This is a genomic window from Saccharothrix variisporea (assembly GCF_003634995.1).
Lineage (GTDB): Bacteria > Actinomycetota > Actinomycetes > Mycobacteriales > Pseudonocardiaceae > Actinosynnema > Actinosynnema variisporeum.
On the sequence record NZ_RBXR01000001.1, the window covers coordinates 3669364 to 3683362 of the forward strand.

At 72.7% G+C, this 13999-nt stretch carries 10 protein-coding genes; 3 read left to right on the plus strand and 7 right to left on the minus strand.

The features are described from left to right. Positions 1 to 27 precede the first annotated feature (27 nt). Both DFJ66_RS16315 and DFJ66_RS16320 read left to right on the plus strand, forming a co-directional pair. Entirely contained in the window at positions 28 to 552 is a 525-nt protein-coding gene (locus tag DFJ66_RS16315; RefSeq protein ID WP_121222269.1) for a GNAT family N-acetyltransferase, read from the plus strand. Positions 553 to 680: 128 nt separating this feature from the next. Continuing rightward, positions 681 to 1955 (plus strand): MFS transporter, encoded by a 1275-nt coding sequence (locus tag DFJ66_RS16320; protein WP_121222270.1) that lies wholly within the window; start codon positions 681 to 683, stop codon positions 1953 to 1955. Positions 1956 to 2010: 55 nt separating this feature from the next. On the opposite strand, the gene proB is transcribed toward DFJ66_RS16320, so the two are convergent. From proB to DFJ66_RS16350, 6 genes are all read right to left on the minus strand, one after another. Further along, positions 2011 to 3126, minus strand: coding sequence for a glutamate 5-kinase (proB, locus tag DFJ66_RS16325; protein WP_121231266.1), 1116 nt, complete (start codon positions 3124 to 3126; stop codon positions 2011 to 2013). An 11-nt stretch (positions 3127 to 3137) separates the two neighbouring features. After that, on the minus strand, positions 3138 to 4595 hold the full coding sequence (gene obgE, locus DFJ66_RS16330; RefSeq protein ID WP_121222271.1) for a GTPase ObgE: 1458 nt from the start codon (positions 4593 to 4595) through the stop codon (positions 3138 to 3140). A gap of 103 nt (positions 4596 to 4698) precedes the next feature. Then, a complete protein-coding gene (rpmA, locus tag DFJ66_RS16335) occupies positions 4699 to 4962 on the minus strand; it encodes a 50S ribosomal protein L27 (protein ID WP_121222272.1) in 264 nt (87 codons plus the stop codon). 14 nt (positions 4963 to 4976) lie between these two features. Next, a complete protein-coding gene (gene rplU / locus DFJ66_RS16340) occupies positions 4977 to 5291 on the minus strand; it encodes a 50S ribosomal protein L21 (protein WP_121222273.1) in 315 nt (104 codons plus the stop codon). A 282-nt stretch (positions 5292 to 5573) separates the two neighbouring features. Continuing rightward, positions 5574 to 8474, minus strand: coding sequence for a translation initiation factor IF-2 N-terminal domain-containing protein (locus DFJ66_RS16345; RefSeq protein ID WP_121222274.1), 2901 nt, complete (start codon positions 8472 to 8474; stop codon positions 5574 to 5576). A 175-nt stretch (positions 8475 to 8649) separates the two neighbouring features. Beyond that, the gene (locus DFJ66_RS16350) at positions 8650 to 9420 is read right to left on the minus strand and encodes a TIGR03936 family radical SAM-associated protein (RefSeq protein WP_121222275.1); all 771 of its coding nucleotides are present in this window, start codon (positions 9418 to 9420) and stop codon (positions 8650 to 8652) included. 222 nt (positions 9421 to 9642) lie between these two features. On the opposite strand from DFJ66_RS16350, the gene DFJ66_RS16355 reads away from it, so the two are divergent. Next, on the plus strand, positions 9643 to 11154 hold the full coding sequence (locus tag DFJ66_RS16355) for a S8 family peptidase (protein ID WP_121222276.1): 1512 nt from the start codon (positions 9643 to 9645) through the stop codon (positions 11152 to 11154). 17 nt (positions 11155 to 11171) lie between these two features. Here DFJ66_RS16355 and DFJ66_RS16360 read toward each other — a convergent pair whose 3' ends face one another. Further along, a complete protein-coding gene (locus DFJ66_RS16360) occupies positions 11172 to 13844 on the minus strand; it encodes a LuxR C-terminal-related transcriptional regulator (protein ID WP_147459285.1) in 2673 nt (890 codons plus the stop codon). Positions 13845 to 13999 lie beyond the last annotated feature (155 nt).

Sequence of the window (13999 nt, forward strand, 5' to 3'; positions counted from 1 at the left end):
CACAGAACGGACGGCGGTGACGGCCTGATGCTTGCCACGGAACGGTTGGTGTTGCGCCGTTTCCGACCGGAGGACGCCCCGGCGTTCTCCGCCTACCGGTCCGATCCCGGTGTGGCGCGCTACCAGTCGTGGGAACCGCCGTTCCCGTTGGCGCTGGCGGAGGAGTTCGTGCGCGAGGTGGCGGGACTGGACCCGGCCGAGCCGGGCTGGTTCCAGTACGCCGTCGAAGCGGACGGGGTGCTCGTCGGCGACGTCGGGGTGAACCTGCACGAGAACAGGCGGCAGGCGGAGATCGGCTACACCGTGGCAACGCCGCACCAACGCAAGGGGTACGCGTCCGAGGCGGTGCGGCGCGTGCTGGACCACCTGTTCGCCGAGCGGGGGTTGCACAAGGTCTCCGCCGAGTGCGACGCGCGCAACGAGGCGTCGGCGAAGTTGCTGGCACGGCTGGGTTTCCGCCGCGAGGGACACCTGGTCGAACACACGTGGATCAAGGGTGAGTGGACCGACGACCTGATCTTCGGGCTGCTGGCCCGGGAATGGAGGGCATGAGACACCCATCGGGACGGCAGGGCCACCGCGTCCCCGAACAGGGGCGCTTGCCGGCTCTTCCCCAACCTCGATCGGCCGTGGAAAGGTCCCAACATGGCTGAGACGACCGATCGACGGGGAGGTCCGGCATGAGCGAGGCGACCGCCGTCCGGCAGGGGCACCGGCTACCGATCCGCAAGCTGGTGGCGGCGAGCATCGGCAACGCGACCGAGTGGTACGACTGGACCGTCTACGCAACGTTCTCGATCTACTTCGCGACGCAGATCTTCCCCAAGGAGAACGAGAACCTCGCGCTGATCAACACGTTGGCGGCGTACGCGCTGGCGTTCTTCTTCCGCCCGCTCGGCGGGTACCTGCTGGGTCGGTTCGCCGACCTGCGCGGGCGGCGGACGGCGATGCTCCTGACCATCGTGCTGATGGCCGGCGGGTCGGCGGCGATCGGGCTGCTGCCCACCTACGACCAGGTGGGGTGGCTGTCACCGGTCCTGCTGTTGCTCGCGCGGATCGCGCAGGGGTTGTCGCTGGGCGGTGAGGTGTCGAACGCGTCGGCCTACCTGGCGGAGATCGCGCCGGCCGACCGGCGTGGCCGGTACTCGGCGTTCTTCTACATCTCCACCGGCAGCGCGTTGCTGGTGGCGTCGCTGCTCGGGCTGCTGCTCGCGCGGACGCTGTCCAAGGCCGACCTGGCGGCGTTCGGGTGGCGGATCCCGTTCCTGATCGGCGGCGTGCTGGGGCTGGTCGGGCTGTGGCTGAGGAGGAGTTTGGAGGAAACGGAACAGTTCGCGCACAACAAGGCGAAGGCCGAGCGGCTGCGGCGTCCGCTGACGACGACGTTGCGGGAGCACCCCAAGGCCGTGGGCCGGCTCGTGGGCTTCACGATGCTGTCGACGCTGTGCTACTACACGTTCTTCAGCGCCCTGACGCCGTTCGCGGTCACCACGCGGAAGGCGGACGCGGGAGACGTGTTCCTGGCGCTGTCGATCGCGACGGTCCTGTTCATCGCCCTCCAGTACCCGATGGGCGCGCTGTCGGACCGGTACGGGCGCAAGCCGCAGCTGCTGGTGTGGTCGGCGGCGACGGCGGTGTTGGTGGTGCCGCTGTCGACGTTGATCAGGCCGGGGCTGGGCGGGCTGCTCGTGGTGTTCTGCGTGGGGCTCGGGTTGTACACGGCGATGACGTCGATCGCTCCGGCGGTGATGAGCGAGCTCTTCCCGACGGAGCTGCGAGGTCTCGGCATCGGCGCTTGGTACAACCTGACGGTCGCGTTGTTCGGCGGCACCGCGCCGCTGGTCATCAAGGTGCTGCCGGGGAGCTTGTTCTTCTGGTACGTGGCGGTGGGTGCGGCCGTGGCGTTCCTGGCGATCCTCACGCTCCCGGAGACCAAGGGTGCCGAGCTGCGGTAAGCCCGAGCTGCGGTAGGACCGGGCTGCGGCAGGGCCGGGCTGCGGCAGGGCCGGGCTAGTGGCGTGGGAGGGGTACGAGGTCGTCGGCGTGGACGACCTCGCGGCGTTGTTCGGCCGGGAGGTCGTGGCTGGAGCGGCCGATCAGGGCCGGTAGCTCTGTCGCGTCGAAGGCCACCACGCCTCGGGCCACCACGTGGCCGGACAGGTCGACCAGCTCGACCACGTCGCCGGCTTCGAACGCGCCCTCCACGGACGTGATGCCCGCGGCCAGGAGGGAGCGGCGGCGGTCGACCACGGCCGCTACCGCGCCGTCGTCCAGGGTGAGGCGGCCGGTGGCGTCGGCGGCGTGGCCCAGCCAGAAGCGCCTCGCGGTCAGGCGTGGGCCGGTCACGGCGAAGGCCGTGCCCACGTCGGCTTGGCTCAGGGCTCGGGCGGCGTCGGCCGCGCCTGCCAGCAGGACCGGGATGCCGGCGGACGCGGCCAGGCGCGCGGCGGCGAGTTTGGAGGCCATGCCGCCGGTGCCGAGGCCGGATGCGCCGACCGTGCCGGCGCGCACGCCGTCCACGTCGGCGGCACCGGTGACCTCGGTGATGCGCTGTGCGCCGGGGCGGCGGGGGTCGCCGTCGTAGAGGGCGTCGACATCGGAGAGGAGGAACAGGGCGTCCGCGCCGACCAGGTGGGCTACCAGGGCGGCCAGGCGGTCGTTGTCGCCGAAGCGGATCTCCTCGGTGGCGACCGTGTCGTTCTCGTTGACGACCGGGACCGCGCCGAGGGCCAGGAGGCGGGAGAACGTGCGCTGGGCGTTGCGGTAGTGGGAGCGGCGGACGACGTCGTCGGCGGTGAGCAGCACCTGGCCGACGGTGAGCTGGTAGCGGCCGAAGGAGTTGGCGTAGGCGTGCGCCAACGCCAGTTGGCCGACGCTGGCGGCTGCCTGCTGGGTGGCCAGGTCACGGGGGCGGCGGGTGACGCCCAGCGGTGCCAGGCCGGCCGCGATGGCGCCGGAGGACACCAGCACCACCTGGCTGCCCGCCGCGCACCGGGCGGCGACCGCGTCGACCAGGGCGTCCAGGCGGGCCCGGTCCAGGCCGCCCTGCGCGGTGGTCAGCGACGACGACCCGACCTTGACCACGACCCGGCCCGCCGCCGCGACGGCCTGCCGGGCCTGGGACAACACCGACCCGATCACTCTTCCTCTTCGAGGTCCTCGTCATAGGTGCCGGGGAGGCGGCGCGCCTTCTTGGCCGCGAGGCGCTCGGCGGCGCCGACCCGGTTGTGGGGTTCGAGGCGGGCGTCGGTGCCGCGGCCGGTCATGGCCACGGCGGCGATACCGGCCGGGGTGGACGGTTCCCAGTCGAACACCAGGTCGCCGATGGTGACCTGGGCGCCGGGGACCGCACCCATCTTGACCAGCACGTCCTCCACGCCCAGACGGGCGAGGCGGTCGGCGAGGTAGCCGACGGCCTCGTCGTTGCTGAAGTCCGTCTGCCGGATCCAGCGCTCCGGGCGCTCGCCGCGCACGATGAACCCGCCCGGTGTCTGCGGGTCCTCGACGACGGTGAAGCCCGAGTCGTCCACGGCGGTCGGCCGCAGGACGATCCGGGTCGCCTCCTGCTGGGGCCGCGAGGCCCGGTACTCCTCGACGATCCGCCCGAGGGCGAACGTCAGCTCCCGCAGGCCCTCGCGGCTGGCCGTGGAGACCTCGAACACCGGCAGGCCGCGGGCCTCGATGTCGGGCTTCACCATGTCCGCCAGGTCACGGGCCTCGGGGATGTCGATCTTGTTCAGCACGACGACGCGGGGGCGTTCGGCGAGGTCGTCCGCCAGGGAGGGCGTGTACTTCGCCAGCTCCTCCTCCAGCGCGTCGATGTCGGACAGCGGGTCGCGGTCGGTCTCGTAGGTCGCGCAGTCCACGACGTGCACCAGCACCGCGCAGCGCTCGATGTGCCGCAGGAAGTCCAGGCCCAGGCCCTTGCCCTCGGACGCGCCCGGGATCAGGCCCGGCACGTCGGCCATGGTGAACACCGTCTCGCCGGCGGTGATCACGCCGAGGTTCGGCACGAGGGTGGTGAACGGGTAGTCGGCGATCTTCGGCTTGGCCGCGGACAGCACCGAGATCAGCGACGACTTGCCCGCCGACGGGAAGCCCAGCAGGCCCACGTCGGCGACGGACTTCAGCTCCAGCACGAGGTCGTGCTTCTCGCCGGGTTCACCCAGAAGAGCGAATCCGGGGGCCTTGCGGGCCTTGGACGCGAGCGCCGCGTTGCCCAGGCCGCCGCGGCCGCCCTGCGCGGCGATCATGCGGGTGCCCTCGCCCACCAGGTCGGCGAGCACCTCGCCGTCCGGGGTGAGCACCACGGTGCCCTCGGGGACGCGCAGCTCCAGGTCGGCGCCGTTCGCGCCGTCCCGGTTGCCGCCCGCGCCACCCTTGCCGTTGCCGGCGGCGGCGTGCGGGCGGAAGTGGAAGTCGAGCAGCGTGTGCACCTGCGAGTCGACGATGAGGACGACGTCGCCGCCCTTGCCGCCGTTGCCGCCGTCCGGGCCGCCCAGCGGCTTGAACTTCTCGCGGTGCACGGAGGCGACCCCGTTGCCGCCGTCACCGGCGGCGACGTGGATCACCACCCGGTCGACAAAACGGGACACGGGGAATCACTTCCAAGCGCTAGGTGGAACGTCTGCGTTAAACACTACTGAGCGCCGTGGTCCGCGCATTCCCGCGGACACACGGCGCTCAGGAGGTGGTGACTCAGGCAGCGGCCTCGACCGGAACGATGTTCACGGTCTTGCGGCCCCGCTTCGTGCCGAACTCGACCGCACCGGCGGCCAGCGCGAACAGCGTGTCGTCCTTGCCGCGACCCACGTTCACACCGGGGTGGAACTTGGTGCCGCGCTGGCGGATCAGGATCTCGCCGGCCTTGACGACCTGACCGCCGAACCGCTTGACCCCGAGGTACTGGGGGTTCGAGTCACGGCCGTTGCGGGAGCTGGATGCACCCTTCTTGTGTGCCATGGCTAGTCAGATCCTCACTTACCGGTGATGCCGGTGACCTCGACGCGGGTCAGCTTCTGGCGGTGACCCTGGCGCTTGTGGTAGCCGGTCTTGTTCTTGAACTTGTGGATGCGGATCTTGGGACCCTTGGTCTGCTCGACGACCTTGCCGGTCACCGAGATCTTTCCCAGGGCGTCGGCGTCGGCGGTGACGTCGGAGCCGTCCACGACGAGAAGCGGCGCCGGGAAGGTGATTTCGGTGCCCGGCTCGCCTTCGAGCTTCTCGACCTCGACGACGTCGCCGACAGCCACCTTGTACTGCTTGCCGCCGGTCTTGACGATCGCGTACATCGGGACGGAAGTCTCCTGCTACTCGACGGACAGGGCCACGCGCGCCACAGTGCCACTCAAGCTTTCGTGGACTGGGCTTCGCACGACAGGGCCCACCGGACGGCGGGCCGTGTATCAGGTTACGTGGCGGTGGACTGCGGGGTCAAACCGGGGTCGGTGTCCCGCGATCTGCCTGCTCACCGGGGGTGCGGACGGCAGGTTCGGTCGGGTCACGCCCACACGTGCGAACGTGCCCCGCCCGCCCCGGAGATCGGGGTGGACGGGGCACGGGGTCCGCTCGGGTCAGCTCTCCGTGACGGCGCCCAGGGGCGGTCCCGCGGGGCGCGAGGCGGCGCGGCGGGGGCGGCGGCGGGCGGTCTTGGCGGGCTCGACGTGGCCGTTGAGGGACTGGTCGGCCGCGTTCGCCTCGGCGGTGCCGACCTGGGTGGGCGGCTGGACCTCGGCGACCTCGGCGACCTCCGGGGTAGCGGCGGCCTCGAGGGCAGCGGCGGGCTCGGTGGTGGCGGTGTCGGGGCTGCTGGTTGGGGCTTGAGCGGGCTCGACGGCGGCGGGCTCGGTGACCGTGGGCTCGGCGGCAGCGGGCTCGGTGACCGTGGGCTCGGCGGCGGCGGGCTCGGCGGCGGACTGAGCGGCAGCCGGCTCGGCCGCAGTGGGCTCGGTGGGTGCCGGCTCGTGCTTGGTCACCGCGCCTGCTTCTCGGCGGGCTCGGCGGCGTTGGCGGCGCTTGGGCTCCGGGGTGGTGTCCTCTTCCACGATCGCGGCCAGGGGCTCGGTCGAGGTGGGCTGCTCGGCGATGGCCTGCGGCTCCTCGGTCGGGGGCACGACGACCTCGGCCACCGGTTCCGGGGTGGCCTGGGGCGGGGTGGCGGGGGCGGCCGTGGTGGGAGCAGCGGCAGCGGGACCAGCGGCGGGGGCGGGAGCAGCGGCGGGGGGCTGGTCCGCGGTGTCGCCGCCCTTGCCTCGGCGGGACTTGCGGCCGCCGCCCTGGCCCTGCTGTTGCTGCTGCTGGTTGCCGCCGCCGTTGGACGGGCCGTGCGTGTGGACCGGTTCGGTCGACACGATCAGGCCCCTGCCCCGGCAGTGCTCGCACGTGGTCGAGAAGGCCTCCAGCAGGCCCGTCCCGACGCGCTTGCGGGTCATCTGGACCAGGCCCAGGGACGTCACCTCGGCCACCTGGTGGCGCGTCCGGTCACGGCCCAGGCACTCGGTCAGCCGCCGCAGCACCAGGTCGCGGTTGGACTCCAGCACCATGTCGATGAAGTCGATGACGATGATGCCGCCGACGTCCCGCAACCGCAGCTGGCGGACGATCTCCTCCGCCGCCTCCAGGTTGTTCCGCGTCACCGTCTCTTCGAGGTTTCCACCCGATCCGGTGAACTTGCCGGTGTTGACGTCGATGACCGTCATCGCCTCGGTGCGGTCGATGACCAGGTAGCCGCCCGACGGCAGCCAGACCTTGCGGTCCAGGGCCTTGAGCAGCTGCTCGTCGATGCGGTACTCGACGAAGGCGTCGTTGTTGCCGACGTGGCGGCGCAGGCGGTCCTGGAGGTCCGGCGCCACGTGGCGGACGTAGCCGTCGATGGTGTCCCACGCGTCCGCGCCCTGGACGACCAGCGCCGCGAAGTCCTCGGTGAACAGGTCGCGCACGACCTTGACCAGCAGGTCCGGCTCTTCGTAGAGCAGCTGCGGGGCCTGGGCCTTGGGCGTGTTGGCCTTGTCCTTGATGACCTGCCACTGCGCCTGCAGCCGGGTCACGTCGCGGGCCAACTCCTCCTCCGAGATGCCCTCGGAGGCGGTGCGGATGATGACGCCGGCGTCCTCGGGGACGACCCGCTTGAGGATGTCCTTGAGGCGCTTGCGCTCGACGTCGGGCAGCTTGCGGCTGATGCCGGTCGCGCCGCCGCCGGGCACGTACACCAGGAACCGGCCGGGCAGGCTGATCTGCGTGGTCAGGCGGGCGCCCTTGTGGCCGACCGGGTCCTTGGTGACCTGCACCAGGACGCTGTCGCCGGTGGACAGGGCCTGCTCGATCTTGCGCGCCTTGCCCTCCAGGCCGGCCGCGTCCCAGTCGACCTCGCCCGCGTAGAGCACCGCGTTGCGGCCCCGGCCGATGTCGATGAACGCCGCCTCCATGGACGGCAGCACGTTCTGCACGCGGCCCAGGTAGACGTTGCCGACCAGGGAGCCGGTGCCCGAAGAGGTGACGAAGTGCTCCACGAGCACGCCGTCCTCCAGCACGCCGATCTGGGTGCGGTCGCCGCGCTCGCGGACGACCATCGTGCGCTCGACGGCCTCGCGGCGGGCCAGGAACTCGGCCTCGGACAGCACCGGGGCGCGGCGGCGGCCTGCCTCGCGGCCGTCGCGGCGGCGCTGGCGCTTGGCCTCCAGCCGGGTCGAGCCGCGCACGCTGCGCACCTCGTTCTGGGCGGCCTCGGAGTCGGCCTTGTCGTCGCGCGCGTCCCGCGTCTCGCGGACGTGCACGACGGTGTTCGGCGGGTCGTCCTCGCTCGGGGCGGCCTCGTCCTCGGCGCCGGTCTTGCGGCGGCGACGGCGACGCCGGCGGCGGCTGCTGCCGCCCTCCTCCTCGGCCTCGGCCTCGACCTCGGCGGGCTCTTCGGCTTCGGCCTCGGCGGGCTCCTCGGCGGCCTCGTCCTCGGCCGACGCCTCGTCGCCCGCGCCCTTGCCGCGACCGCGACCACGCCGGCCACGACGACGGCGGCGGCGGCCTTCGCCCTCGTCACCGGCGTCCTCGCCGTGCGCGGCTTCCTCGACGTCCTCCTCGGGCTCCTCCTCCACCTCCAGGGTGGACGCGGCGGGCGCGACCACGGGGGTGGGCGGCAGGAACACCGCGGACGGCGGCGCGAACAGCGGGGTGAGCGCGGCCACCTCGCGGGCCGGGACGGCGGGGGCCTCGGTGGCCTCGTCGACGTGCCCGGTCTCGATGTCGTCCCAGGTCAGCAGGCTCTCGGCGACCTTGATCGCCAGGTCGCGGCTCACGCTGGACTGCGCACCCTTGACGGGCTCGCCCAGGTCGGCGAGCGCCGCCACGACGTCCTTGCTGCTGGTGTTGAGCAGCTTCGCCAGCGCGTGCACCCGCAGCTTGTCCGGCAGGTCGGTCAGCACGGGGTGTGCGGATGTGGCGTTACCCCCGCCGGCGCCGGCGGGCTTGTTCGTGTTCGACATGCAGCTCCTCCGCCCCCGGGCGCGTCTGGCTCGACGCCGCCGCTCAGGGGCCTCTCTTGTCCACTCACCGCCGCGGCTGGCGGCGGGAATCCTTGCCTTCGCCGTGCGCACGGGCACGGCAGGTCTGTCTTCTCCCGCGACGACGCCGTCAGCGCCGCTCCGGCGGGCTTCCGGGTCAGACCTCCGCCGCCCGGTCAAGGGCTAGCGGGTCGACCAGGCCGCCTTCGTCGTCGAGCCGCCCCTGCGCCATCCGGGTCGCCTTCGCGGGCACCGGCGGAACCAGGTCGGCGACGACTCGGAGCGCGCTCAGCACGTCGTCGGGTCGGACGGTAGGGGTTGTCTGCCGTACGACCATCACGAGTATCCCACACGGTTGTGACAAATCCCGTGCATCGTGTCCCGCGTCGCTCGATTGCGCCGGGACCTGCGCCGATCCCGCGTCCCCCGGCTCGGCGGACCGCACCCGTGCGGAGACCACGGCGGGCCGGACGTCGATCACCTTCCGGCCGTCCTTGGTGAGCCGGTCGACCTCGACCGACTCGGCCGCGAGGAACGCCTCGACCGCCGCCGCCAGCGCCTCGGGCGCCACGCCGGGCAGCTCGACCTGCCAGGAGCTGGCCTCGATCCGCTCGGGCAGCGACCCACCGGCCGCCTGCACGACTTCCAGCACGTCCAGCCCCGGCGGCAGCACGGCGTCCAGCGCGTCGCGCAGCGCGGCCGGGTCGACCGCCTCGACCACGGAGACCTCGACGTACTCGGCCTCGCTGGCCACCCCCGTCGGCGCGGCGCCCACCCACGACACCTTCGGGTGCGGGCTGAACCCCTGGGAGTAGGCCATGGGTACGCCTGCCCGCCGCAACGCCCGCTCGAAGGTGCGCGCGATGTCACGGTGTGAGGTGAACCTCAGCCGTCCGCGCTTGGCGTAGCGCAGCCGGAGCTTCTGCACCGGGGCGGCCGACGGGTTGGGCTGCTGCTGGCGACTCAGTGCTACTCCCCTTGGGTACCGGGTGGCGTCCGTCGGGGTAAGCATCCCAACGGTCCACTTTCCTACTCCAGCGGGACGGTACCTTGGTGCCGTTCGACGCCGTTGCGCTTGTCTGGTTCGACGCACGTGGCTACCGTCCGGCACCAGAGGACCACCCCGACGGCCCGCTCTTGGAGGTCACCCGTGCCTCTGCCCCGCCGCGTCCACGCGGTCGTGGTCAGCGTGGCGCTGCTCGCGACCGGTTGTTTCGCGGCGTCCGCGCACGCCGCCACGCCGGACGGTGCCGGTCCCGCGAGCGCCGGGTGCATCCAGCCGGGGCCCACGCTGCGTTACCTGGTCGTGCTGGACCAGGGCACGACCGCGCCGGTGGCCGACGCGGTCGTGGCGGGCGCGTGCGGGACCACCCTGGGCTACTACCCGCAGATCGGCGTGGCCGTCGCGGTGTCCGCGGACCCGGGTTTCGTGCGCAAGATCGGCGTGAACCGGGCCTACAGCGCGCAGGCCGACGGGCTGTCCCGCCGCACGGGCGCCCCCGCGCGCAAGCAGGACGAGACGCCGGCCCGCTCCGGCACCCCGGACACGCGCGACCGCACCGCCGAGCAGTGGGACATGGACCTGATCCGCGCCGCCGAGGCGCACGCGATCAGCAAGGGCAGCCGGGACGTGGTCGTCGGCGTCCTGGACTCGGGCGTCGACCCGACCCACCCCGACCTCGTGCGGGCGCTGGACCCGGCGCTGTCGGCGGGCTGCACGACCGGTGTGGCGGACCCGTCGCGCGCCGCGTGGTCGCCGACGACCTCCGCGCACGGCACGCACGTGGCCGGCACCATCGCCGCCGCCGACGACGGCGTGGGCACCACGGGTGTGGCGCCGGACGTGCGGATCGCGGCGGTGAAGGTCGTGGACGACGCCGGCTTCATCTACCCCGAGTACGCGGTGTGCGGGTTCATGTGGGCCGCCGAGCGGGGCATGACCATCACCAACAACAGCTACTTCATCGACCCGTGGGTGTTCACCTGCCAGAACAAGACCGGCCAGGCCGTCGTGTACGAGGCGGTGCGCCGGGCCGTGGAGTACGCGGGCAAGCGCGGTGTGCTGACCGTCGCGGCGGCGGGCAACGGCGGTGTGGACCTGACCCGGCCGGGCCGCGACACGCAGAGCCCGACCAACGCCGCCACCGAGGACGTCAAGCCGCGCGCGGTGGACAACACGTGCCTGGTGCTGCCGGCGCAGCTGCGCAACGTGGTGGCGGTGTCGTCGGTGGGCGCGGACAAGGTCAAGGCCGGGTACAGCTCGTACGGGTTGGGCGCGGTGGACGTGACCGCGCCGGGCGGTGACCGCAGGCAGCAGCCGGGCGGCGGGCAGCCGTGCGTGCTGTCGACGGTGCCGGCGGGCTACGACTACTCGTGTGGGACGTCGATGGCCGCGCCGCACGTGTCGGGGGTGGCGGCGCTGCTGGCGTCCACGCACCCGGAGGCGAGCGCGGGCGAGCTGAGCCGGATGCTCAACGCGCAGGCGGAGACGCTGGCGTGCCCCGCCGACTACGACCTGAACGGCACGGGCGCGCAGGACGCGTTCTGCACCGGGTACTCCGAGTACAACGGCTTCTACGGCCACGGGATGGTGGACGCCAAGGCGGCGGTGCAGAACGTCGGCGGCGAGGGCGCCCCGGCGGTGCCCGGGAAGCAGCGCTAGACACCCGGAGAGCAGCGCTAGGCGCCGCGGTGTCGCGCGAGTGCGGCCGGGAGGTCCGCGCGGCCGGTGATGCCGAGCTTGCGGTACGCGCCGGACAGGTGCAGCTCGACCGTGCGGCGGGTGAGGAACAGGGCTTCGGCGATCTGCCGGTTGGTCAGCCCCTGGGCGGCCATGCCCGCGACACGCGTTTCCTGGCGGGTCAGGCCGTGGACGGTGCCGTGCGCGGTGGCGGGTTCGCACGCGCGCAGTTCGTCGGCGGCGAGCCGGATCAGGGGCTTGGCCTCGCACTTGGCGCTGAGCTCGACGGCCCGGCGCAGGTGCGGGATGGCCCGTTCGGGCTGGCCCCGGCGGCGCAGGCGGGCGCCGAGCTCGAACAGGGCCTCGGCGTGCAGCAGGCGGGCGGCGGACTCGGTGAGGTACTCGACGGCCTTGTGCAGTGCCCGCACGGCGGGTTCGTCGTCGCTGGTGAGGCCGACCGCGATCAGGGCGGTGCCCATCGCCCGCGGTGTGCCCCACCGCTTCGCGCGTTCGAGGTCCTCCAGGGCGAGCCGGGTGGCGTCCTCGCGCAGACCCAGGGCCAGCCGTGCGCGCACGGCGAGCGCCCGCCACGGCAGGATCGCCGGGCTGTCCACTTTGGACGCGGTGAGTCTTCGCCCGCACTCGGCCAGGTCTTCCAGCGCGCCGGCCGCGTCCCCGGTGGCCAGTTTCAGCTTGCCCCGCGCGAACAGCATGATGTTGTGCTGGAACATCTCCGGCAGCTCGCCCGCGAAACCGTGGCGTGTCAACAGATCTCGTGACTCGTCGTACCGCCCGAGGTCGACCAGCACCTCCGCGAGCCTTGCGGCACAGAGGATCGCCATCGGGCACACGTCCACCGCGTGCAGCTCGTCGAACAGGCGCAGCTGCCACTTGAGGAACGTCTTGGCGCGCACCAAGTCGCCCTTGGCGAGGTAGTCCATGCCGTGTGCCAACGACACCGCGGTGCCCTTGCGCAGGTGGTAGTCGTGCGGCTCGGCCTCGCTGCCGATCATCCGGCGGAACCGGTCGGACAGGTCCGGTGCGTCGGCCATGAAGCACGTGCTGATGGTGAACACGAACGGCTGGGTGAACACGTCCACCCGTTCGCCGTCGAGTGCTTCCGCCGCGTACTGCACGGCCTTCTCTGCCGAGTCGCCGCGCAACGCGTGCCCGAGGGACATCAGTGCCGAGTGCACCTGGCGCAGCCGCGGGGAGTTCGGCACCTCGGACTCCAGCTCCTCGGTGAACATGCTGGCACGCAAGGCGAGTCCGACGTTGTTGCCCGCGCCGGCGAGGTAGGACATGGTGCGCAGCTCCCACGACTCGTCGTGCTCCTGGGAGCTGAGCCGGGACACCAGTTGCAGGCCGATGGACAGCGCCAGGCGGGCTTCCGGCGCGCTGCACAGGCGCAGCAGCATCGACACGGCCTGTCCGGCGGCGGATCGGGCGTCGTCGGCGTGGGCGAGGGCGTCGCGCAGCTTGGCCATGCCCTCGGCCTGGTCGACCAGGAACGTCACGTGCACCAGTTCCAGCTGCACGGCGAGGCGTTCGTCGCTGGTGAGGTGTTCTTCGAGGGCGCGTTCCAGGTAGTCCTGGGCGGCGTCGAGGCGTCCGTCGTAGGCGGCCTGGCGGGCGGCGCGGCGCAGCACGTCCACCGCCCACGGCAACGGGATCGCGCGCGCTTCCCGCAGGTGCTCGGCGACCCGCGCGTCCGGCGCGCCGGCGTCGACCAGCAGCCGCGCGGCACGGGCGTGGTCGGCGGCACGCGTGGCGACCGGGAGGTCCGCGAGCACGGAGTTGCGCAGGAACGGGTGCACGAAGGCGATCGGGTAGTCGTCGCGGAAGACGTGCAGGCGCACCAGGGCGTCGATGATGCGCAGCGCGCGGCGCGGTTCGACGTCGGCCATCGTGGCGACGCGGTCGACCGTGGCGTCGGCGCCGAGGACTGCGGTGGCGCGGACGAGTTCCGTCGCACCCTCGTACGGGCGAAGACGGACGCGCAGGAGTTGCCCGATCGCGGGCGAGCCGACCGTCCGGATGTCGGCGGCCGGCAGTTCGTCCTGGAGCGCGCGGAGCAGGTAGGGGTTACCGCCGGTGACCTCGTGGCACGCGCGGGCGGTGCTCGGGTCCGCGACCAGTTCGGCGACCGCTTCCACGTCGAGGCCGGCCAGTTCGATCGTGGTGTGCCCGCCGGTCAGCTCCGGCAGCGCCACCTCCCCCGCCGGGGCCTGCCCGGTCGCGGCGGACAGCACGACGGCCAGCGGCTCGTCCTCGACGCGGCGCAGCAGGTAGGCCAGGCAGCGCAGGGACCAGCTGTCGGACAGGTGCACGTCGTCCACGGCCAGCAGCAGCGGCCCGTGCTGGAGCGCGCGGCGGACGGCCCGGTGCAGCGCGTCGAGGGAGTCGGCCCGCTCGGCGCGCAGGCCGTCCAGGAGCTGGCCGACGACCCCGCCGCGCAGGTCGCTCTCCAACCGGGTCGCGCGGGCCGCGACGGCCGCGAAGCCCAACGCGCGGGCCTGCCCGGCGACCGCGTCGAGCAGGGCGGACTTGCCGACGCCGACCTCCCCCGTGACGAACGCCGTCGTGGCGCGGCCCGCCGCGGCGGCGACCAGCAGTGCGCGCGTCCTGCACAGCTCGGGGTCACGGCCCACGAGGGGTGTCGGGGTACGCACGGTCCTCCGATCTGCTCCGAGGGACGGGGGTGAACCACCGTAGGACACCGGGGGTACCGAAGGGTGTGCACCGGTGCGGGCGCGTTTTCCTTCGGTACCCACCGTAGAGACAGTTCCGCGGCACCCGCGACACAATTCGGGAAGTGCTGTCCGCG